The following is a 23,036-nucleotide window of genomic DNA, read 5'->3' on the forward strand; positions in this document are numbered from 1 at the left end:
AATAAGAATGAACGTAAGAAAGTGGCCGGATAACGGCCACTTTTCTCATTCATAGATGATTCTTGAATTATTAATTGGGTTAATAAGGAGGCAACGCACATTAAAGTTTTATTCATAGGTGACATTGTAGGCAGCGTTGGTCGTACAGCAGTGAAAGAGAATTTACCTTATCTCAAATCGAAATACAATCCTCACATCATTATTGCCAATGGTGAGAATGCAGCGTCTGGCCGCGGTATCACTCAAGCGATCGCCAGACAATTTTTCGATTGGGGAATTCACGGCATTACCATGGGGAATCACACATGGGATAATCGAGATATTTTCGAGTTCATTGAGGATGAGCCGCGTTTGATTCGGCCGGCCAATTTTCCGGATAACACGACTCCAGGCAACGGTCATGCCGTAATCAAGGCTAACGGTAAAGAGCTAGCAATTGTTAATCTTCAAGGCCGTACCTTTTTGCCGCCGCTGGATTGTCCCTTCCGCAAAGCAGATGAGTTGGTGGATGAGCTCAAGAAGAAGCATAAGTGCATTCTAGTCGACTTCCATGCAGAAGCCACTTCGGAGAAGATTGCGATGGGCTGGTATCTTGACGGAAGAGCCTCCATGGTTGTAGGGACGCACACACACGTCCAAAGCAATGATGAGCGTATCCTGCCAGAAGGAACGGCTGTGATTACAGACGTTGGCATGGTAGGACCAAGAGACGGCATACTCGGCATGAAGCGGGATGCTGTACTGCAGAAATTCCTTACGGGCTTGCCGGTTCGGTTCAATGTCGATGAAGGGAAGTGGCACTTCCACGCGGTAGTCGTTGAGATCGAGGAGTCCACCGGCAGAGCAATGAAGATCGAGAAGATCAGACTTATGGAAGACGAGTGGCGCATGGAATAAAAGCTCCTCATAACAAGGCGGGGCTTTCATCTTCACCGTTCAGTGCATCATGGGATGGAATGCAAAAAAGAAGGAATTTTTTTGTATCTCGCGAATAACATTTATTAGAGTCTGTTCAACAAAAAGATCGCACCGATGTATTGAAACGGACTTCCGTGCTAACAAAAAGGAACGTGGATCAAGCTGTTCAAGTTGCTGCATTTGTCACATGTTTGTTGGACCATGCATTTGAAAACATTCCATCATCCTATTCCCAGGGGAGGTACTTATCATGGAAGTATTAAAAGTTTCAGCCAAGTCCAATCCGAATTCAGTCGCAGGTGCATTAGCCGGTGTTCTCAGAGAAAGAGGAAATGCTGAGTTACAGGCGATTGGAGCGGGAGCTCTTAATCAAGCGATAAAAGCAGTTGCCATTGCCCGGGGATTCGTGGCACCGAGCGGAGTTGATCTGATCTGTATTCCTGCCTTCACGGACATCGTCATTGATGGGGAGGATCGAACAGCCATCAAACTGATTGTTGAGCCGAGATAGCATGCTGATTCCTTACTCGTCTTGAAGCCTGTTTGCCATTGATGCAAACAGGCTTTTTTGCGTTATTTGCGGCACGATGGATAGCTCTAGAAGAAATATATAGGTTGGCCACACTTAGGAACTGCATATATAAATAGGAAGTGTTTAATCCCGATCAAGGAGAGACGGTCATGGCGAATCGAATACCTGTGGTTGACATGCATTGTGATGTGCTCAGCAAAATCCAAATGAATTCGGAGCTTCAGTTCTTAAACGGTCCGGGCCTCGACGTAACTCACCAGCGACTCGAAGAAGGTAATGTCATTCTGCAAACCTTTGCTATATATCTATCGGAGAAGCTGGGGACTCTTCGATTTGAGCATATCATGAAACAGATAGAGATATACAACCAGCTCGGCTTAAAATTGGTGCAGTCCAAAGAAGATGCAGCTTATCTTCGGAAGAGCTTCGACAACTTGAGGGGTGGACAATGGGGGCTTCTATCACTTGAAGGCGTTGACGGACTGGAAGGCAATCTCTTTTATTTGGAGCTGTGCTACCTTCTTGGTGTCCGGTTTGTCGGCATCACTTGGAATCATGCCAATTGGGCAGCAGACGGCATCCTCGAAGCAAGAAATGGAGGTTTCACGAACAAAGGAAGAACCCTAATTCACAGATGTAATGAGATTGGCATGCTAATGGATGTTTCCCATTTGTCCGAGGCGGGATTTTGGGAGCTGGCAGATGCTTCATCTCAGCCTTTTATTGCTTCACATTCCAATGCCCGAAGTATTTGCCCGCATCCGAGAAATTTGACTAACGATCAGATTCGGGCCATCGTCGCCTTGGATGGAAGAATGGGAATGACCTTCGTCCCATGGTTTGTCAAGGAGAAGGGAACGGTGAAGATCTCAGATCTACTGAAGCATATTGAACGAGTCTGTGAGCTTGGAGGAGAGAAGCATTTGATGTTCGGATCGGATTTTGATGGAATTTATGAATGGATACACGGGCTGGAGCATCCGGGACAATATCCAGAACTCGTAAACTCGCTGGTGAAGCATTATCCCGAATCCGTCGTAAGAGGCTTCATGTATGACAATATTTTGTCATTTATGGAGGAAAACTTGAAGACCATAGGACGTTGAAGCGATTAAAGTCATCCGAAATGTCGGGATGACTTTTCATTTTGTTCTTAATATGGGTATAATAATGGATGGAGCATTACAGATAGAGAGACAAGGAGTGTTAGTAAACATGAGTAAAACTGTACCTGTAGGCGTATCAGCACGCCATATCCATTTGACGCAAGAGCACATTGAGGTGCTGTTTGGCGCTGGATACCAATTGACTGAATTTAAACCGTTGTCCCAACCTGGACAATTTGCTGCAAATGAGACTGTTGCCGTTATCGGCACGAAAGGTCAATTCGATAAAGTGCGTATTCTTGGACCAGCTCGTCCTGCGAGCCAGCTTGAGATTTCACGTACAGATTCCTTTGCGATCGGTATTAAAGCACCTGTTCGTGAATCAGGCTCCATTGATGGAACACCTGGTGTGACACTGAAAGGGCCAGCAGGTGAGGTTACACTTGAAGAGGGCGTCATTGTTGCTGCTAGACACATTCATTTCCATACTTCGGATGCGGAGAAATGGAATATCAAGGATAAAGAAATGCTGAAGGTTCGTCTCGGCGGCGAGCGTGGCTTGGTTCTTGAGAATGTCATCGCCCGTGTATCTGATTCCTTCGCACTGGATATGCACATTGATACAGATGAAGCGAATGCCGCTGGAGCTAAAACTGGCGACGTAGCTGAAATCATCGAATAATAGTTAATTAACGACTATATTATGAGGGTTGTTCACTTTGGAGCTTTATTCCAGAGGGACAACCCTCATTTTCTTATAAGAGTGCCGATTTTAAAAATCCCTTCAGTGAAGGATTGTGGATATGCATAATAAAGCATGTTATAATTTGGTGTAATGCCTTTTTTGTTAGTGGAGGCACTTGTGTTTCAATCATTGATGCTTATCATTGTGAAATAGATTCAGCGTAAGGAGTGACCGTGTGACCATGGCGAAAGAGAAGAAAGATTACTCCAAATATTTTGATTTTTCGGATGCGAAAGTCATTTCGGAAGATGAGTTTGGTAAGAAAATCCGGATTCGTGGACGGGAGATCAATATTATTTCGGAGCCTGACCATAGACGTGAGAAGCAACGGGGGAAAGAAGACATTCAGGTCATATATGAGAGCGCAGTTCCCGAAGAGATGAGAACGATCGGTAAAGGGAAGCATTATCTTGTATATACCTATGGCTGTCAAATGAATGAGCACGACTCAGAAACGATCAAGGGGATTCTGGAGGAAATGGGCTACCAGCCAACAGAGGATCGCAAAGAGGCGGATATCATTCTGCTCAATACCTGTGCTATTCGTGAGAATGCAGAAGATAAAGTGTTCGGAGAGCTTGGCCATTTGAAGCATCTGAAGACAGAGAAGCCTGACCTTCTGCTCGGCGTTTGCGGCTGTATGTCTCAGGAGGAAACTGTAGTCAATCGAATTCTCCAAAAGCATGGTTTCGTAGACATGATCTTTGGTACTCATAATATTCACAGACTACCGCACCTCATTAATGAAGCATTCTTCAGTAAAGAAATGGTGGTAGAAGTCTGGTCCAAAGAAGGCGATATTATTGAGAACATGCCGAAGAAGCGTCAAGGAATGCGGGCGTGGGTCAACATTATGTACGGCTGTGACAAATTCTGTACATACTGCATCGTACCATTTACGCGTGGTAAGGAGCGGAGCCGCCGTCCGGAGGATGTTATAGCGGAAGTTCGGGATCTTGCTCGTCAGGGCTTCAAAGAGATTACACTGCTTGGACAAAACGTGAATGCTTACGGAAAAGACTTCACGGATATCAAGTATGGCTTCGGTGATCTCATGGATGAGATTCGCAAGATTGATATTCCACGGGTCAGATTCACGACTTCACATCCACGTGATTTCGACGATCATCTGATCGAAGTTCTTGCTAAGGGCGGAAACTTGGTAGAGCATATCCATTTGCCGGTTCAGTCCGGCAGCACAGCAGTTCTGAAGAAAATGAGCCGCAAGTATACAAGAGAGCGTTATTTAGAGCTCGCAAGTAAAATTAAACAGTCGATTCCCAATGCCGTGCTTACAACGGATATTATTGTGGGCTTCCCGGGCGAAACCGATGAGCAATTTGAAGAAACGTTGTCGCTCGTTCGTGAAGTGGGATATGATTTTGCATACACCTTCATTTATTCTCCACGTGAGGGAACACCTGCGGCCGTCATGGAAGACAATGTACCGATGGAAGTTAAGAAGGAACGGCTGCAGCGTCTGAACAAAGCGGTTCAGGAGTACAGCTATGAGGCACACGAGCGGATGAAGGGACAAGTCGTTGAGGTTCTGGTTGAGGGCGAGAGTAAGAACAATGAAGCCGTGCTCTCGGGTCGTACACGCGGCAACAAGCTGGTTCACTTCGAAGGGTCCAAAGATTTGATCGGTACTTTCGTACAGGTTGAAATTACAGACGCTAAATCATGGTATATTAAAGGTGAACTCGTGTCTCTGCCTCAAGCAGCAAACCAGTAAGCATATATCAACATGACAGCATGACATTGCAGGGTGAGAAATTCAAATCAAGAATGGAGCGATCATTCATGGCAGAAGATAGAGTTAAAGTCAATCAATATGGTATGCCTTCATTTAATACGCGAGATCTCATTATACGCGATGATATTATGGTAAAGGCAAAAGAACTGGCCGATTTGATCGGCACTAGTGAAGAAGTGCAGCACTTTAAACAGGCGGAGCTAAAGATTCGTGAGCACGAGCGAGTTCAAGGCCTAATTCAGAAGATGAAGAAAAAGCAAAAAGAAATCGTTGCGTTCGAATCGTTTCAAAATAAAGAAATGGTTGAAAAAATTGAACGTGAAATTGAGGAGCTTCAGGACGAAATTGACAATATTCCTCTGGTAACGGAATTTCAGCAAAGCCAGAGTGACATCAATTATCTGCTGCAGCTTGTCATTTCAGTAATACATGATACCGTGTCGGAAAAAGTAAATGTCGAGACGGGTACGGAAGCTCCTCCGTCAAGATGTGACTAAAGACAAGAGTGCGGAATTTCAACATTTCCGCGCTCTTTTTATGTAAAATTACAAGCACAACCGAACAACCAATGAAACATTAAATATATAATGATATCCCTTTATTAAATAACGACGGTATTATGAAATTGATTCAGGGAATTATAATTTTACATCTAGGGGGGACATCCATGAATATTGTAGAAGAAATGATTAAGGATGCTGATGAACGCTTTTGGGGATTACTCGGGTGCAGGCTCATCAGTGTAACAGAGGATGAAATTACAATAGCGATAACGGCAGGGAAGAAGCATACAAATTCAATGGGAATCATTCACGGCGGAGTATTATCGTCATTAATGGATCAAACGATGGGAATGGCTGCTGTTCATGCCAAGCAGCTGGATCACTGTGTCACAACGAATCTGAATGTCCACTATCTTGCTCCGATGAGAGAAGGGGAATTAATCGTGACAGCCAAAGTTATCCATGAGGCGGGGAGAAGTCTGACCACGACTTCAGAAGTTAGAAATGCCGATGGAGTCATCGGATGTATGGCAACCGCTTCTTTCCGTTTGGTTATCCCTAAGAAATAGAATTGTCCGTAGATAAATCAATATCCCGATAACTCCTGGGTAAGGTTGACAAACAGTATCATGATGTCATAATGAAAATATCAAAATGAAATCATAGCGGTGATAATCCATGAATGAAGAACTATACGAGAAAGAACATGAAGAAGATCGATCCGTACCTGTTGGTCAGAAGAAGAAATACCGTACGCCGGATGGTGTACCGGCAGATATTGTCATGTTTACACTTACGAAGCGAGAACGCAAGACAGTAACCAAGACATTACCTATCCGTGAACTAAAAGTGATGCTGATTAAGCGTAAATCTTGGCCTTTTGCAGGTAAGTGGGCTTTGCCGGGTGGTTTTTGCCAGGAGAACGAATCGATTTATGACGCAGCTAAGCGAGAGCTGATGGAAGAAACCGGGGTTGATGGCGGTCACCTCGAATATTTAGGTGTATACAGCCAGCCGGGCCGGGATCCGCGTGGGTGGATCATCTCCCATGCTTTTTTTGCGCTTGTTGAAGAATGGATGCTGGAGCATAGGCAAGCCGCAGATGATGCTGAGGATGTCGGATTATTTACCATTCAGGAAGCATTAAATGAATTGGAGCTCGGATTTGATCATAGAACGATTATTGAAGATGCTTACAAAAGAATTCAGCAGCAAATGCTTCAAACCACGATCGCCAGACAGTTCCTTCCTCAGCATTTCACCTTAAGCGAGCTATATCAGGTTATACAAAGCGTAGTACCCGATTTTGAGGAGCCTAATTTTATTCGAAAAATTACATCAACTCGAAGCCGTCAGGGGATAATTGAAGATGTGAAGGATGAAGAAGGAAACCCAGTCAGTTCTAATCAATATTCTCAGCGGCCAGCACAGCTGTATCGCTTCACAGAGCTTGTGCCGAGATTATCTATTTATACTTGATTATCTAAGGAGTGAAGAATGTGAGAGCTCTGGTTGTTATTGATTATACGAATGATTTTGTGGACGGTAAACTTCCTGTTGGCGAGCCTGGGATTGCGATTGAACAAGCTGTGGTACAAATAACGAAACAATTTATAGATAATCGAGAGCTGGTTGTAATGGCAGTTGATCTGCATGAAGAGAAGGATCCTTACCATCCGGAGACGAAGCTGTTTCCTCCTCATAACCTACGGGACACGGAAGGGAGACAGCTCTATGGAGAGCTTGCGGCGCTGTATGAAGCGAACAAGAGCTCGATCTATTGGATGGATAAGACCAGATACAGTGCATTTGCTGGTACCGATCTTGAGCTGAAGCTGCGTGAGCGTGGTATAACAGAGGTTCACTTCATTGGGGTGTGCACCGATATTTGTGTGCTTCATACAGCGGTAGACGCCTACAACAAAGGCTTCTCGATTACGGTGTACGAGGATGCAGTTGCTAGCTTTAATGAGGCGGGACATGTTTGGGCACTTGGTCATTTCAAAGGCAGCCTCGGGGCTGATGTAATAAGGTTTAACATTAAAGAGGATACAAACCTCTAACCATATGAATTTGTTTTGGCTTTTTTTATCGGCCTTGAGAGGATGAGTTAGATGCAAACGATTAGCCTGGCTTTACATACGGACAAATATCAAATTAATATGATGTATGCTCATTGGGTAAATGGCACACACAAGCGCAAAGCGGTATTTGAAGCCTATTTTCGCAAGCTCCCGTTTAAGAACGGGTATGCTGTGTTTGCCGGCCTGGAGCGAATTGTACGTTATATTAGCAATCTTCGGTTTACGATGGAGGATATTAAATATTTGTCCAGCCAGGAAGAGAATTATGACCCTGCTTTCTTGGAGGAGCTGCTTCAATTTTCATTCCAGGGAACGATCCATTCGATGAGAGAAGGAGCCATGGTATTTCCGGATGAGCCGCTGATTCGGGTTGAAGGAAACATTATGGAAACACAGCTGGTAGAGACCGCCATTCTGAACTTTATGAACTATCAGACCTTGATTGCAACCAAAGCATCGAGAATCAAGCAAGTATCAGGAAATGACGCTCTGCTTGAATTTGGGACTAGGCGAGCTCAGGAGGCCGATGCAGCAATATGGGGAGCACGTGCTGCCTATGTTGCTGGGTTTGATGCGACTTCTAATATGCTGGCAGGGGAACAGTTCGGCATTCCGACAGCAGGTACACATGCCCACTCCTGGGTTCAGAGCTTTGAGACAGAGCAGGAGGCTTTTGACGCTTATGCCAAAGTAATGCCCGATCAGGTCACACTGCTGGTCGATACATTCGATACCTTGGGGAGCGGTGTTCCGCATGCCATAGCTACGGCCAAGATGCTGGAAGCCCAGGGTAAGAAGATGAACGCGATCCGACTCGACAGCGGAGATCTGGCGTATCTGTCCATTCAAGCACGCAAGATGCTGGACGATGCAGGTCTGTTTTACGTTAGAATCGTCGCTTCCAATGACCTGGATGAGCATACGATCTTCAACTTGAAGGCACAGGGTGCCAAAATTGATACGTGGGGTGTGGGAACCCAATTAATTACCGCTGCTGATCAGCCTTCCCTAGGTGGGGTGTACAAGCTTGTCGAGCGCGAAATGAACGGAAAGATGGAGCCAACCATTAAAATCTCGGCCAATCCCGAAAAGGTGACAACACCAGGGAAGAAAGAGGTATACCGTTTAATTGATCCGGAGACGAACAAAGCGATCGCAGATTATATTTCCTATCCTGATGATGATCAGCCGAAAGACCAGCAAGCGCTGGAGCTGTTTAATCCGGTTCATCCGTACATGAAGAAAAAGCTGAAAAGGTATAATGCGGTTAATATGCTTGAACCGATATTCGTAAATGGGCGGAGAGTCTACGAGCTCCCAACCTTAGAGGAGATCAGAGCTTATCATCAGGAGCAGAAGGAAATGTTCTGGCCGGAATATTTAAGAAAACTAAACCCTGAAATTTATCGGGTTCATATCAGCCCTGCAGCGTGGAATTTGAAGCAAAAAATGCTGGCGGAATATATTCAGTCGTAATGCTATAGCTATTGTAATAGAACACCTTCTCAGCCTAGATTATATTAGGGTATGGGAAGGTGTTTTGATTCGTTTCGTTGAAATAGGATAGTAGATTAAATTGATTTATTTTTATTTGAGGACAATTTAGGAAGGGGACCTGGCAATGAACAGCATAGATAACGAAACTCGGTTTAAAGCTTATGTGGTGCGTAAAGACGAAGAAGGCTTCAGAGTTGGAATCGAGGAGCGCACTCTTGCGGAGCTGCCGGATGAAGCAGTAACGATACAGGTGGAGTATTCCAGTGTGAACTATAAAGATGGTTTGGCAAGTACAGAAAATGGAAAAGTGGTGAGATCTTATCCAATCATACCAGGCATTGATCTTGCAGGTACTGTTGTTTCTTCTGCTGATGATCGCTTCAAGCAGGGAGACAAAGTATTAGCGACTGGGTATGGACTGGGGGTTCTGCAGGACGGTGGGTATAGTCCTTATGCGAAGCTGCCGGCAGACTGGTTAATTCCGCTTCCGGAAGGGCTGACAACGAAGGAAGCCATGTCTATAGGAACTGCTGGATTTACAGCGGCCATGTCTGTAGAGGCTCTGCTTCAAGCGGGTGTCACAAGAGAAATGGGTCCTATTCTCGTCGCGGGTGCAAGCGGTGGAGTAGGATCGATGGCGATCTCCATCTTGGCCCAGCTCGGACTTGATGTTATCGCAAGTACAGGGAAGAAAGATGCTGAAGAACAGCTCCTTAAACAACTAGGTGCAACTGAAGTGATTACAAGAGAGGAAGCTTATCAAAAAAGTAAAGGCCCATTGTCAGCTGAGCGATTCGCCGGCGTCATTGATCCGGTTGGCGGATCTGCTCTGAATGCTGTACTCGCATCAGTTAAATATGGAGGCGCTGTGGCCATATCAGGCATGACCGGAGGGAACACGTTTGAATCAACGGTATTTCCGTTTATCTTGAGAGGTGTATCACTGGTTGGAATTGATTCCGTATACTGTCCTCGGGATAGAAGACTGAAGCTGTGGAGACTGCTGGGTAAGGAATGGAAGCCGGAGACTGCACTTGTCCAAGGCGTAAACGAAATTTGCCTTGAAGAGCTGCCACAAACTTTGTCACGGATTCTCGAAGGCAGAGCTGTAGGCAGATCTGTTGTCAGACTGAATTCAGTTGAATAGACTGGTTATTTTCTAGAATGATAAAAACCAGGGTCGCTCATTGTATATGATCAGCGATCCTGGTTTCTTTGAATCTCCTGTAGTTTTCATATTCACCATTCTATTTAAAGCCAGATTGGTTTCAATTATGCCGCATACTACTTGGTCTTATAGATTTCGCGCATGACGTGACCAAGCTCGGGTGCAATAATGCGAGTTATGGCCAGCTTGACGGCACCAGTGGAACCCGGCATAGAAAATATCGCTTTGGAGCCAATGACACCAGCCACAGCGCGGCTTAGTATAGCGGCAGTTCCAATATCCTCTGCAAAGCTGAGGTATCTGAAGATTTCGCCAAAGCCAGGAAGCTCTTTGTCAAGCAAAGAATGTACAGCTTCATATGTATTGTCTCTAGGTGAGATCCCTGTGCCGCCAGTTAGTAGAATGGCTTCAATATCATCTCGAATCACCGATTGGTGGATTACGGATTGAATAGTGGATGTATCGTCAGGGATAATGATATAATCGACGACAGTGTATCCGGCATCTCGCAGCAGCTCCTGCATAAGCTGACCGCCCATATCCGTATCCTTCGTGCGGGTATCCGATACTGTGATTACCATGCACTGGACTGTTTCAGGTGCCTCGTTACGGTGCTCTTGGACAGAATTCATTTCTATCAGCCCTCCAGTATAATCTATTCATAACAATAGACGATATAAGAGAAGTAAGCAATCATCGGATTCAAGATCAACATATATTCAGAAAGGATCATGATATTATGAAACCAAAACACACATCTTCAGCTCCGATTCCCGTATATATCCTGTCTGGATTTTTAGGAAGCGGCAAAACAACACTGCTTGTGAAGCTGCTTGAATATTGGAAAAGCCAAAACCTCACTCCCGCTGTTGTCATGAACGAGCTGGGCGAGGTCAATCTGGACGGCAAGCTCATTGATCAACGTGTCCCTATGGCTGAGCTGCTCGGCGGCTGCATCTGCTGCTCTGTCCGAGATAATCTAGGTATAGAGCTTGTCCAGCTCGTACAGAATACATCACCTGATGTCATTGTGATTGAAGCAACGGGCGCAGCGAATCCTATTGAGATTTTGGACGGAATCGCTGATACATCCCTCTACATAACGCTGGAGGTGAAAGGTCTCATCTCCGTGGTTGACAGCATTCATTTGCTAGAAACGTATCGCCTGCAGAAAGGCAAAACATTCCGGCTTATGCAAGAGCAGATCCGCGCTGCCTCCATCCTTCTTCTCAATAAAACAGATCGGATTGAAGAAAAGGATCGGCCAGAATTACTCAGCCTGGTTAAGGATTGGAATGAGCATGCAGCTATACATTTTACAGAGCATTGCAATATTGATCCGGCACTCTTGACAGAGGACGCCATTTATTTGGTGAATAGCGAAGGATTAGCTTCAGACTCCCGAGCACAAGAGAAACATCAGCTTCATCACTCTCATAATCATGTAATGGTCTATACGCATTACTTTAACAGCAAGATTAATAGCGTATTGTTTGAGCAATGGTTGAGGGAGCTGCCGCGTGATATTTACAGAGCCAAAGGGATTGTCCATTTTTCTGATACAGGAAGCCGCTTCTTATTTCAGTATGCTTATCGTGAGCCGGATTTTACGAAGCTGGGCCCAGGAGAAGAGCTGAAGGATGTAGGTGTATTTATAGGTGAACATTTTTCGAAGACAGAGCTGATCCAGCTGCTGCATCGGCTTGAAGAAGAAAGTTCGAAGATAAAATCATAAAAAGTCGAATTCAGAGGAAAGTTATTGCATATTGATTATCATACCGATCTTACGGGTAATAGAATGAATAATGAGATTACGCGGAGGGATGTAACAATGGCAATGACAAACATAGAGATGGAGACACAGACACAGATTGCAGCTTGTTTGGAAGCGATGAATGCATGTAATAAATGTTATGTCTCAAGTTTGAAGGAATATGATCTAGGCATGTTAAAAGAAAGTATCAGGCTGAACAGAGAAGCTGCCGAAATTTGCAGCTTTGCGGCTTCTGCGCTCAGCCGGGGTACAGATTACAAGGACGAGATTCTGGCTCTTGTCGTTAAGGCCTGCAGAGCATGTGTAGCGGAGTGTGAGAAGCATGAGCATCTGCACTGCAAAGCCTGTGTGGACAGCTGCCGCAAATGTGCAGAAGTATGTAGCCCAGCTGGTCTTGCTGTATAATTACAATACTCCCGAATGAATTAGTGTTGCAAATGGATGGATAATCAAGATATAATGTTACAAAATTATAAATTCAATGATCGGGAGAGTAATGACAGAACACCTCATGTTTCAGCGAGCCGGGATAGTGCAAGCCGGTATGAAGGATCTGACAGGAAGCGCACCCGTGAGAAGGTACATTGAAATATCAGTAGGTGTACTCGTCATCAGCGGGCGTTATCCGCTTAGAGAGGGATCGAACAGGTTACCGGTTGCGGGAAGCATTGCGGGTAAGCCGTTCGTATTCACATAGAGTGGTACCGCGGGAATATGTTAATCCATAGCTCTCGTCTCTGTAATATACAGAGGCGGGAGCTTTTTTGTATATATTGGAATAGGAGTGTATGTATATGCTGATAAATAAGGTTGTCGATTTGTTAGAACCGATGTTGGACTTACCGAGAGTGGAGATTGAAGCGATGGTGGAGGTACCACCGCGTCCAGAGATGGGAGATTTGGCCTTTCCTTGCTTTACGCTTGCTAAGACAATGAGGAAGGCTCCGGCTGTTATTTCAGCAGAACTGGCTGCCAGCCTAACAAGTCCCGAGCTTCGGGCTGAGGCTGCAGGCCCGTACATCAATTTTTATTTTGAACGCACAAATATGGCTTCGGCTATGCTTACAAGGCTTGCTGATCCGCAGTTTGGTAAATTACAGGTCGGAGCAGGCAAAAAAATGGTGATTGACATGTCATCTCCCAATATTGCGAAGCCCTTTGGTATCGGTCATCTGCGTTCCACAGTCATTGGGGCAGCGCTGTATCGAATGTATGAAGAGGCAGGATATACAGCAGAAAGTGTGAATCACCTGGGGGACTGGGGGACTCAGTTTGGTAAACAGATTGCGGCTTACAAAAGATGGGGGGAAGATGCACGACTCGCGAAAGAGCCGATAAAGGAATCGCTGCGATTGTATGTGAAATTCCACGATGAAGAAGAGAACGACCCAAGTCTGGGAACGGAAGCTAGAGCATGGTTCAAGAAGCTTGAGCAAGGGGATGAGGAAGCTGTATCCTTGTGGAAGTATTTTGTCGATATCAGCATGCAGGAATTTAACCGGATGTACGACCGTCTGGGCGTTAAATTCGATCATGTGCTCGGAGAGAGCTATTATATTGATCAAACGGACAATACAGTGACCAAGCTAAAACAGTCCGGTCTGCTTACGGAAAGTGACGAAGCCATGGTCGTCAGATTGGATGAGGAAGGGATGCCGCCTTGTTTAATTATTAAGAAGGATGGAACAACCATCTATCCAACTCGGGATCTAACCACCGCATACTATCGTCATGAGGTCATGAAGGCAGATGAAGTGCTCTATGTCGTGGGTGCCGAGCAGAAGCTTCATTTTCAGCAGGTGTTTGCTGTACTCGCGAAGATGGGAGAGAAGTGGTCTGAGCATTTCATCCATGTCCCCTTTGGCCTGATGAAGTTTGAGGGACGAAAAATGTCAACAAGACGCGGCAAGGTTGTATTTCTTGAGGAAGTGCTGGATGAAGCGGTAGAGCGGGCAGCCCAAATTATTAACGAAAAAAATCCGAATCTCCAAAATGCTGCTGAGGTAGCTGAGCAGGTCGGACTTGGAGCGATCGTTTTTGGTGATTTGAAGAATCACCGATTAAACGAAGTGGATTTCTCACTAGAGGAAGCGCTCAGCTTTGAAGGAGAGACGGGACCTTACGTTCAGTACACTCACGCCAGAATTCAAAGCCTGCTGTCCAAAGCAAATACCAACACGGATGAGGAAATAGAGGAAACTTCGAAATCTGCAGCTGACGAACACTCAGATCAGGTACAGATCAGTGATGCAGCCTGGGCAGTCATGAAGCATTTATCCCGTTACCCTGAACAGCTCGAAAGAGGGGTTCGTTTAAAGGAGCCTTCTGTGCTGGCAAGATACGTCATTGATTTAGCACAGCTGTATAATCGGTTCTATCATCAAGAAAAAATTCTGGGGAGCCCTAAGAATGAACAGACTTACAAGCTAAAGCTCAGCGAGATTGTTGGACAACGAATTAAAGGCATACTTGGTTTGCTAGGCGTGCAGACACCGGAACGGATGTAATAACTAGATTGCTCATATGTATTTAGGTGCTGCTGAATGTATTGTCCTCACGGATCATAATGGATCGGGTAAAAGCAGCGCTGCTAAAATATTAGCAGCGCTGCTTTTTCCATCGAGCGGAAAAATTACCGCGCATGGAGCGCTACTGGTAATATAGTGGAAGTTCGAACAGGCTATGCTATAGATCGACTCCTGCCTCATTTGTACTTTTTAACCTAGCTCTACCGAATATTAAAGCCATGCTAAATCCAAATGATGTTGTTACCATGTCAGCTTCTACATTGCATGTGATTGTATACGTTATCATTTTGTTATCATGTTATGTTTATGTTTCTGTGAAAAGAAAGGATGTTATGTTGTAACGCTTACATTATGACGCAGATCTATATTTGTCGAAGAATATCGGCAGTATAGATCTTTTTTTATTATTTTAAGACAGAAATGTGTTATTATTTCTTACACTATCATTGATTTTTATAATTTTTCGTTAATTACAGATATAGAATCTGCATCCTCCAGATTTTACAATGGATAACAAGAGGAGGGGGAGCAATGTCAGAGATCTCTACGAATACAAAACTGGCACAGCACAAAAGATCCAGAGGTCTTGCTGTTCGATTGAAGAAGCAATGGGAGTTACAGATTATGGTCATCCCTGCGCTCATTCTCGTATTCATATTTAGCTATATTCCGATGTACGGAGTACTAATGGCTTTTCAGGACTATAGCATTTTTGACGGGTTCTGGGCGAGTCCATGGGTTGGCTTCAAGCATTTCGAAATGTTTTTTTCTTCACCTGATTTCTGGACGATTATGAGAAACACGCTTATTATCAGTGCGCTTAAGCTGTTTATCGGTTTTCCTGCACCGATCATTCTAGCCCTGATGCTGAATGAAGTGCGGAAGATGGCCTTTAAACGAGTCATCCAAACGGTTAGTTACCTGCCTCATTTCTTGTCCTGGGTTATCGTTGCTGGATTTGCGATGTCGATCTTGTCCACAGATAACGGTAGCTTGAACATTCTGCTTCAGAAGCTTCGCTTGATTGATGAGCCGATCGGCTTTCTGGGGATCGCTGAATATTTCTGGGGAATTCTTGTCAGCGTCAATGTGTGGAAGGAGATCGGGTTTAACTCGATCGTATATTTGGCAGCGATTGCCGGAATTAATCCCAACCTGTACGAGGCCGCACAAATGGACGGAGCAAGCAGATTGAAGCAGATCCGATATATTACGATTCCATCCATCATGCCTGTAGTCATCATCTTCTTTATTCTGGCGATCGGCAATTTGCTAAATGCAGGATTCGAAGACATATTACTGCTCGGTGGTAATCCGGTACTACGCGATGTATCCGACGTGCTGGATACCTATGTATACAGGACAGGGATTGAGAATCAGCGGTTCTCCTACGCTACAGCAGCAGGTCTGTTCAAAGCAGTTGTCAGCGTCTTGCTATTGACACTTGCTAACTATGTAGCTAGAAAGTCGGGGAATAGTCTATGGTAGATATCAAGCACAGTTACCGCATTAAGGAGGTATTTAGATGAAGTATAGGAGCTTTGGAGATCGAATGTTGATGCTCTTTATATACACGTTTCTGATCCTCCTGGGGTTCACCACCTTTTATCCATTCTGGAATGCGCTTGTCATTTCCTTTAATCAGGGACTGGATACAGCTCTAGGCGGTGTGACTTTCTGGCCGCGGGTATGGACACTTGAGAATTATGCCATTGTATTTCAGGACAGCCGTATCTTAAATGGCTTCTACATATCCATCATGAGAACAGTAATTGGGACAATATTGTCGGTCTTACTAACTGCCTTGCTGGCATTTGCAATGTCGAAGAGTGAGCTGATTGGCAGGAAATTTTATATGGTCTTCTTCATTGTCACCATGTATTTCAGCGGCGGCCTAATTCCAACCTTTATGGTTGTACGTTCACTTGGACTTATGGATAATTTCTGGGTGTTTATCATCCCATCATTGATCAGTGTTTGGAACATGATTATCTTTCGTACCTTTTTCAAAGGACTTCCGGATGGGTTGATGGAATCCGCTCAAATTGATGGCTGCGGTCAGTTTCGAACGTTCTTTCAGATCGTCCTTCCTCTATCGGGGCCTGTGATCGCTACTTTGTCGCTCTTTACTGCAATTGGACACTGGAACGAATGGTTCCTGCCGAGCATCTACATCAATAATGAGAATTTACTGCCCATTCAATCGATGCTTCAGCAAATATTAAATTCGAACATTATGACAGAACAGATGTCACAGCTGGACTCGGCAGCTCAATCGAGAATGTCACAAATGAGAGAAGTAACATCAAAATCTTTATCGATGGCCACAATGATGGTCGCTACCCTGCCGATTATTATGGTTTATCCTTTTGTACAAAAGTATTTTGTTAAGGGTGTATTGGTCGGTTCACTTAAAGAGTAGGTGTTTAAAGTCACTAGACTTTGGACCATAGATTGATTCGCCGTATAAACAAGGGAGGGTTATGGAAGATGTGGAAAAGTAAAAAGAATCGAACGAGTAGTGCACTGACTTTGCTTCTGGCCTCGGTCATCGGGCTTGCGGGCTGTTCAGGTGGAGGAAGCGGGGGAACGACGGATACACCGGAAGCCGAACCAGCACCTGAAACAACGAAGGAGGAGACTGCTTCCACCAATTTTGAGCTTGGTGCAGAACCGCTGAATTTCTCCTTCTATGGTAACTATGACTGGTATACGATGCCTCAGTGGGGCGGAGACGAGGCCAGCAAATGGATTAAGGAAAACAAAAAAGTGGATATTACCGCCATTAATTCCGGCGGAAATGCGGCTCAGAAACTGAATACGATGATTGCTTCTTCTGAGCTTCCAGATGTCATTTGGACCGATCGCGGCGCGGATGTAGAGCGTCTTCGGGCAGCTGGAGCACTCGTTCCGTTTGATGAATATCTTGAGAAATACCCTAATTTGAAAGAATGGGCAGGCGAAGAAACACTTAATATGCTTCGTTCCAGTGACGGCAAGCTGTATCAGTTCCCGAACTGGTATACTTCCCAGCCTAACGGTAATGCAGGCTACATTGTTAATAAGAAGATTTACACAGAGCTGGGTGAGCCTAAGCTCGAGACAACAGACGATCTGTACAACTACCTAGTACAAGTGAAAGAGAAATACCCGAATGTGATTCCTTTTGAGCCGGATCTTGCAGTCGATGGCCAAGGTCTGGATGTCCTCTACGGTGCATTCGGTGAGGATCACCCACCCGCATTTGTAAGCAATAGAGCGGTTCCCAATGGGGATCAATTGACATCGATCTTCACGGATCCTGTATTCAGAGAAGCAACTCAATACGCGAGCAAGCTCTTCCGCGAGAAATTGATGGCACAGGATGCCCTTACTCAAACCAAAGATCAGGTTAAGGAAAAAGTATATACAGGACGTGTAGCTGTTGCCGCAGGGGCAAGTCCTACGGAATACGGTTCGGTAGGTGACACGGAGCTGAAGAAGAAGGATCCGAATGATGGCTACTTCATGATCTGGCCGGTGCACAAAGAAGGGCTTGATAAAAACAAAATTTGGACGGGTACGTATAACAGCCTTGGCTGGAACGTTAGTGTAATTACTAAAGGCGCGGAAGATCCAGAGAAAATCTTTGCCTTCCTGGATTGGTATACAGGTCCTGAAGGTCAACGGGTTATTATGTGGGGACCAGAAGGGATCTATTGGGATGGTACTGATGAAGAAGGATCTCCTCTGTTTACAGATGCATTCGTAACGGATGTCGAAGGTCGTTCGAAGATGATGGATGCAACGGTTAACCTTCAGTGGAACGGAAATACAGTCTTCGTCGATAACTCCAAAATGAAGTTTGAGCAAACTCTTGCACCCGAAGATCAGAACTGGGAAACTAGATACCAATCTGAGATTACCTGGAAGACACAATACAATGCGACTGAATTCATTAACTTAGCTCCGCTTCCAGAATCCGAGGAAGGAATTATCCAGCAGCAAGTAAATGAAATCTTCAATGAAGCCAGAGCCAAAGCCTTGTACGCACAAAATGATGAGGAAGTGCTAAGTATTCTGGATAAGGCTCAGGAAGATGCAATGGCCGTTGGTTATGATAAATTGCTGGCCTTCAAGACACAAAAATGGCAGGAAAATAAAGCACAAATCAGTGGTCAATAATTTCTTCACGATAAGCTGGCTCATCCTAGTATAATAATGATAAACGTGCACCGTTCCTTGAAGTGAGCGGTGCTCACGTTTATCATTTTTCTCTATTTTCTTAGTCAGGGAGTGGTCATATGTATCAAGTGCTGATAGCTGACGATGAAATTTTAGATCTTGAGGGGATGGTAAGGTTTATCCCATGGGATGATTTGGGAATTCGTATTGTTGATGCCGTGAATAATGGTTTCGATGCCCTCGAAGTCATCAAGAATCAGGCAATCGACATTTTGGTAACCGACGTACATATGCCGGGCATGTCAGGAATTGAGCTTGCACGAACGGCGTTAAAGGTGAATAAAAATTTGAAGCTTATTTTTGTCAGCGGCTATCAAGATTTTCGGTATGTGAAGGAAGCGTTAACACTTCATGCATACAGTTATGTCCTGAAACCAATGGATGATACGGAGCTCATATCCGTGCTTAAGCAAATTACGAGTGAACTGGATGAACAGCTTCTCCGGACCGAACTCGATCACAAGTTCAGTGAGGCCGTGATACAAACGATTGAATATCGTATCATGGGCGGACGCATCAACGTAACGGAGCAGCATCCTGCCTTATCCCATATGAACTTGGACAGCGAGGAGCTGTTTTTTGATAAGCCCCTTGACCTGCTGGTTACCTATCTTCTTGCTCAAGATAAAGATATGGTTCAAGCGCAAATTACCGAACTTATGGAGCCTGTACACAGACTTAACCTGCTGTCACAGCTTCATTTTATAGTGATTTCCTTACTCATTAAAATCGATCACTACGTGAGGACGAGGCTTGGTTATCCGGAAGGCTTTATTCCGTTTGGAGAGCATGATGTGGAGGCGATTAAGAGCAAAGGTTCACTAGCTGAATTAGTAGGCTGGCTGTCGAAGCATCTTATGGATCTGTTTGATATCAGCAATCATCCGAGACTGAAGCAAAAAAAGCACACGAAGATCGTCGGTCAAATTATAGAATATGTGGAAGCTCATCTTCATTTAAATGTCACCCTGCGTGAGGTTGCAGATGAGCTAAGCTTCTCCCCTAACTACCTGGGAGCCATATTTAAGGAAGAGACCGGAAAAAGCTATAACGAATACATTGTCCATTTAAGGATGGAAAAAGCATGTCATCTCCTCAAAGATCCAAAGATCAAGGTCTATGAAGTAGCAGATCGCGTAGGCTACAGGTATATGCCTTATTTCAGCAAGCAGTTCAAAGAAACCTATGGAATGACCCCAGTAGAGTATCGAAGAAAAGCATAATAAAGAATGGGGTTTTGTAATCATGTACAATCCTAAGCCGAAATTTCTTCCATTTGGTTGGAAGCTTCTCATTTCTTATTTAATTCTTATTATCCTACCTGTGGCCATCCTCGGCTTCACTGCAAATGCAATCTTAGTTGAATCCATGCTGATTCAAACGAGAAACAACCTGCAAGGAACGTTATCCCAGATGAGGGATAATGTAAGGTATAAGCTGGATGATACAGAAAGAATCGCAGATATGCTCTATTATGATGAAACACTTGCCCTCAATTTAATGCGTTATGAAGAAGGGTGGATCAGCTACGAGACGACATCCACGATTCTTCTGCCCAAGTTCAGACAAGCGGTCGAATCCACCAATCAGAAATTATGGTTGTCTATATATTTAAAAGATGATAATCTCCCAGAAATTTATTATGACTCTGGTAATATAGATTTGCTGCGGGTTAAACAGCAGTATTTTGATGTATATCACATCAGCCGCATACAGAATGAAGATTGGTATAGGGATTTTCCGAAGGAACAATATGGTAAGACGCAGACTTGGACACAGGTAGACGATGATGCTAAATTCGGAAGAATCTCACTTCTTCGGCGGCTTGTGAACACAATGAACCCTCTTGATCTGAAGGAGATTGGTTTTGTACGCGGCAGTGTGTATCTCTCCGAGCTGTTTGCAAGTCTTGACTACCAAAAAATTGGACCGGGAAGTCTGCTCGAAGTGGTTGACCAAGGAGGCAGCACGATGTATTCCTCTGGGGAGATGCAAACCGAGAAGCACAGCAGACAGCCCATTGAGAGCAGATCGGGTCACCTGCTTATTACGGAACAGCTGCCGGAGCTGGGCTGGACGATTAATGCTTATGTTCCGCAGGATTTGCTTGAGATCGGTGTGCAAAAGGTCAATCAAATGACTTTGTTCATCAGCTTGTTATTTGTTGTTCTTATCAGTGTGGTAGCTGGATATATTTCCCGCTTTTTCTCCAGAAGGTTCGCAAAAGTGATATCTGTACTTACGATGTTCCAGCAAGGTGATTTTCACAAGAGAATCGCATACAAGGGCAACGATGAATTTGCCATTATTGCAGATGCACTGAATCGAATGGGGGAGCAGACCGAACGTTTAATTGAAGAAGTATACGAGACCAATCTGAAGAAAAAGCAAGCAGAATTGGAATCGTTACAGGCTCAGATCAATCCTCATTTTTTATATAATACACTGTCGTCGATTAGCCGTTTAGCAAAGTTTGGCCGTGTAGAGCAGCAGCATCAAATGATTATGAATCTGGCGAAATTCTACAGATTGACCTTAAATGATGGAAGAACGATCATCTCGATTCATGATGAGCTTGATCAGGTGAAGGCATACCTGGATATTCAAAAAGTAAAGTATGGAGATCGACTCGAGGTGGACTATTGCATTGATCCACAAATTTTAAAGTTTAATACCATTAAACTGATTATTCAACCATTTATTGAAAATGCACTGGAGCATGCATGGGTTGGCGATCGAATCTACATTCGAGTCGTTGGTGAACGGAAGGATGAGCATATTTTGCTTCAGATTATTGATGACGGCGTCGGCATGACAGAGACATACGCTGCTCAGCTGCTGCAATCGCGGGATGATCGACAGAAGGGCTATGGCATTCTTAATGTGCATAGACGAATTCAGTTGTCCTTTGGAGATGAGTATGGCGTATCCATATACAGCCGGCCCGGGATAGGAACCAACATATCAATTACCATTCCAATCCAAGAAAAGAACGTGATTTGACCAAGTATGATAGATTTTGGTTGATCTTTCCACAGCTTTCCGAGTAACATAAATGTAAGAAAGCAAAAAGGAGAGACAAGGTATGCAGGAGCATCGGCTGCTGGATAGTGAGCATTCTAAAGAATTGTTCTCTTATTACGGTTTGGCGGTATATTACTCACAGGCTTTAGAACAACAACTCGTCAATTTGCTGGTGCTTATGAAGCTCACGCAAGGTAAGGTCAGCCCCGAGGAAGAGTTAACTTCGTTATACTATAAGAAATTAGGGAACTCTCTCGGACAACTGGTTAATGAAATACAGCACAATTTCGCTTTTACAGAAGAGGAAAGCGCCCTTCTTAACAATATTTGGAAGAAACGGAATTACATTGTGCATGATTATTTCAAGGAACGCATTCTGGAGACTTTCAGCAGTGAAGGTCGCAGCCAAATGATTGACGAACTGATTGAATTTAAGGATCAGGCTCAGAATCTAGAGCAGAAGCTGTTATATTACACGAGGGAATTGTTAAATTCCCTTGAGCTTGAAGAAGAGGAGATCGATCAAGATCCGAGCGACGAAGAATCGAGCGCACAGGAGTAACCAATGGAGAACCATACGATATGCTTGTGTCCTATTCATAGGAATGTTATTTGTCTGGATATGCATGACGATGTGGGAGATTGTCTCTTACAGTCATAAGGACCATCGGCGTCACGGAGATACAGCAGTTGTACTCGGTGCAGCGGTTTATGGCCAATCACCTTCACCTGTCTTTCAATCGCGAATTGATCATGCTATTCATTTGTATCAAACCGGTGATGCGGATAAGATCATATTTACAGGTGGACGGAGCGAGAGGGATATCCATGCGGAATCTGAGGTAGGTCGAAGATATGCGATTCAACATGGAGTAGTACCAGAGGATATCTACATAGAGGATGTTTCACGCATTACAGAAACAAACTTGATTCAAGCAAAAAAGCTGGGTGATGCTCAGCTCATAAGTACCTACACGCTGGTAAGTGATCCACTGCATATGAAGCGTGCCGTGGTCATTGCTGAGCACCTTGGGATGGATGTGAAATCCTCTCCAACGCCGAATTCAAGATATCAGAGTCTTCGTACAAAGGTTCCTTTCTTAATGAGAGAAACGTTCTTGCTTATGGGATACCGAGTCATTCAGTGGATAAAATAACTCTCTTGCGATATTTCGCA

24 protein-coding genes are annotated in these 23,036 nt (G+C 44.5%); 23 read left to right on the forward strand and 1 reads right to left on the reverse strand.

What is annotated here, in order from left to right; translation table 11 throughout:
* Window positions 1-99 precede the first annotated feature (99 nt).
* The 11 genes from ACFSVM_RS06870 to ACFSVM_RS06920 all read left to right on the forward strand — a co-directional run bounded on the left by ACFSVM_RS06870 (window position 100) and on the right by ACFSVM_RS06920 (window position 10,288).
* A complete protein-coding gene (locus ACFSVM_RS06870) occupies window positions 100-897 on the forward strand; it encodes a TIGR00282 family metallophosphoesterase (RefSeq protein WP_076311084.1) in 798 nt (265 codons plus the stop codon).
* A 271-nt stretch (window positions 898-1,168) separates the two neighbouring features.
* Window positions 1,169-1,429 (forward strand): stage V sporulation protein S, encoded by a 261-nt coding sequence (locus tag ACFSVM_RS06875; RefSeq protein WP_019005392.1) that lies wholly within the window; start codon window positions 1,169-1,171, stop codon window positions 1,427-1,429.
* Window positions 1,430-1,599: 170 nt separating this feature from the next.
* Entirely contained in the window at window positions 1,600-2,556 is a 957-nt protein-coding gene (locus ACFSVM_RS06880; protein WP_379261033.1) for a dipeptidase, read from the forward strand.
* Window positions 2,557-2,665: 109 nt separating this feature from the next.
* A complete protein-coding gene (gene pduL / locus ACFSVM_RS06885; RefSeq protein WP_379261035.1) occupies window positions 2,666-3,238 on the forward strand; it encodes a phosphate propanoyltransferase in 573 nt (190 codons plus the stop codon).
* Window positions 3,239-3,482: 244 nt separating this feature from the next.
* On the forward strand, window positions 3,483-5,036 hold the full coding sequence (miaB, locus tag ACFSVM_RS06890) for a tRNA (N6-isopentenyl adenosine(37)-C2)-methylthiotransferase MiaB (RefSeq protein ID WP_076311081.1): 1,554 nt from the start codon (window positions 3,483-3,485) through the stop codon (window positions 5,034-5,036).
* Between the two features lie 68 nt (window positions 5,037-5,104).
* Window positions 5,105-5,554, forward strand: a complete 450-nt coding sequence (locus ACFSVM_RS06895; RefSeq protein WP_076311080.1) for a RicAFT regulatory complex protein RicA family protein — start codon at window positions 5,105-5,107, stop codon at window positions 5,552-5,554.
* Window positions 5,555-5,724: 170 nt separating this feature from the next.
* The gene (locus ACFSVM_RS06900) at window positions 5,725-6,129 is read left to right on the forward strand and encodes a PaaI family thioesterase (protein ID WP_076311079.1); all 405 of its coding nucleotides are present in this window, start codon (window positions 5,725-5,727) and stop codon (window positions 6,127-6,129) included.
* 109 nt (window positions 6,130-6,238) lie between these two features.
* The gene (locus tag ACFSVM_RS06905) at window positions 6,239-7,039 is read left to right on the forward strand and encodes an NUDIX hydrolase (protein WP_076311078.1); all 801 of its coding nucleotides are present in this window, start codon (window positions 6,239-6,241) and stop codon (window positions 7,037-7,039) included.
* 20 nt (window positions 7,040-7,059) lie between these two features.
* Window positions 7,060-7,623, forward strand: a complete 564-nt coding sequence (locus ACFSVM_RS06910; RefSeq protein WP_090722947.1) for a cysteine hydrolase family protein — start codon at window positions 7,060-7,062, stop codon at window positions 7,621-7,623.
* A gap of 51 nt (window positions 7,624-7,674) precedes the next feature.
* Window positions 7,675-9,120, forward strand: coding sequence for a nicotinate phosphoribosyltransferase (locus tag ACFSVM_RS06915; protein WP_379261039.1), 1,446 nt, complete (start codon window positions 7,675-7,677; stop codon window positions 9,118-9,120).
* Between the two features lie 145 nt (window positions 9,121-9,265).
* Window positions 9,266-10,288, forward strand: a complete 1,023-nt coding sequence (locus ACFSVM_RS06920) for an acrylyl-CoA reductase family protein (RefSeq protein ID WP_076311075.1) — start codon at window positions 9,266-9,268, stop codon at window positions 10,286-10,288.
* A gap of 137 nt (window positions 10,289-10,425) precedes the next feature.
* Here ACFSVM_RS06920 and ACFSVM_RS06925 read toward each other — a convergent pair whose 3' ends face one another.
* Window positions 10,426-10,947, reverse strand: a complete 522-nt coding sequence (locus tag ACFSVM_RS06925) for a MogA/MoaB family molybdenum cofactor biosynthesis protein (protein WP_379262906.1) — start codon at window positions 10,945-10,947, stop codon at window positions 10,426-10,428.
* A 101-nt stretch (window positions 10,948-11,048) separates the two neighbouring features.
* Between ACFSVM_RS06925 and ACFSVM_RS06930 the strand changes: the two genes are divergently transcribed.
* The 12 genes from ACFSVM_RS06930 (at window position 11,049) to ACFSVM_RS06985 (ending at window position 23,016) form a co-directional block, all read left to right on the forward strand.
* Entirely contained in the window at window positions 11,049-12,044 is a 996-nt protein-coding gene (locus tag ACFSVM_RS06930; RefSeq protein WP_379261041.1) for a CobW family GTP-binding protein, read from the forward strand.
* A 96-nt stretch (window positions 12,045-12,140) separates the two neighbouring features.
* The gene (locus ACFSVM_RS06935; RefSeq protein ID WP_371264508.1) at window positions 12,141-12,488 is read left to right on the forward strand and encodes a four-helix bundle copper-binding protein; all 348 of its coding nucleotides are present in this window, start codon (window positions 12,141-12,143) and stop codon (window positions 12,486-12,488) included.
* 91 nt (window positions 12,489-12,579) lie between these two features.
* Entirely contained in the window at window positions 12,580-12,780 is a 201-nt protein-coding gene (locus tag ACFSVM_RS06940) for a hypothetical protein (RefSeq protein ID WP_379261043.1), read from the forward strand.
* A gap of 97 nt (window positions 12,781-12,877) precedes the next feature.
* Window positions 12,878-14,590, forward strand: coding sequence for an arginine--tRNA ligase (gene argS / locus ACFSVM_RS06945; RefSeq protein WP_379261045.1), 1,713 nt, complete (start codon window positions 12,878-12,880; stop codon window positions 14,588-14,590).
* Between the two features lie 16 nt (window positions 14,591-14,606).
* A complete protein-coding gene (locus tag ACFSVM_RS06950) occupies window positions 14,607-14,747 on the forward strand; it encodes an ATP-binding cassette domain-containing protein (RefSeq protein WP_379261047.1) in 141 nt (46 codons plus the stop codon).
* Between the two features lie 488 nt (window positions 14,748-15,235).
* Window positions 15,236-16,099: an ABC transporter permease gene (locus tag ACFSVM_RS06955; protein WP_379262908.1), complete on the forward strand. Its 864-nt coding sequence runs from the start codon at window positions 15,236-15,238 to the stop codon at window positions 16,097-16,099.
* 37 nt (window positions 16,100-16,136) lie between these two features.
* Window positions 16,137-17,033 carry a carbohydrate ABC transporter permease gene (locus tag ACFSVM_RS06960; protein ID WP_047909634.1) on the forward strand — a complete coding sequence of 299 codons (897 nt, stop codon included), beginning with the start codon at window positions 16,137-16,139 and terminating at the stop codon, window positions 17,031-17,033.
* A gap of 68 nt (window positions 17,034-17,101) precedes the next feature.
* Entirely contained in the window at window positions 17,102-18,775 is a 1,674-nt protein-coding gene (locus tag ACFSVM_RS06965) for an extracellular solute-binding protein (RefSeq protein ID WP_379261049.1), read from the forward strand.
* Between the two features lie 119 nt (window positions 18,776-18,894).
* Entirely contained in the window at window positions 18,895-20,058 is a 1,164-nt protein-coding gene (locus ACFSVM_RS06970) for a response regulator transcription factor (RefSeq protein ID WP_379261051.1), read from the forward strand.
* 22 nt (window positions 20,059-20,080) lie between these two features.
* Entirely contained in the window at window positions 20,081-21,838 is a 1,758-nt protein-coding gene (locus ACFSVM_RS06975; protein WP_379261053.1) for a cache domain-containing sensor histidine kinase, read from the forward strand.
* A gap of 82 nt (window positions 21,839-21,920) precedes the next feature.
* A complete protein-coding gene (locus ACFSVM_RS06980) occupies window positions 21,921-22,421 on the forward strand; it encodes a hypothetical protein (protein WP_076311065.1) in 501 nt (166 codons plus the stop codon).
* Window positions 22,422-22,491: 70 nt separating this feature from the next.
* Complete coding sequence (locus ACFSVM_RS06985) at window positions 22,492-23,016, forward strand: YdcF family protein (RefSeq protein ID WP_177178617.1); 525 nt, start codon at window positions 22,492-22,494, stop codon at window positions 23,014-23,016.
* The last annotated feature ends 20 nt before the right edge of the window (window positions 23,017-23,036 follow it).

The sequence above is a fragment of the Paenibacillus shunpengii genome, assembly GCF_042684905.1.
Lineage (GTDB): Bacteria > Bacillota > Bacilli > Paenibacillales > Paenibacillaceae > Paenibacillus > Paenibacillus shunpengii.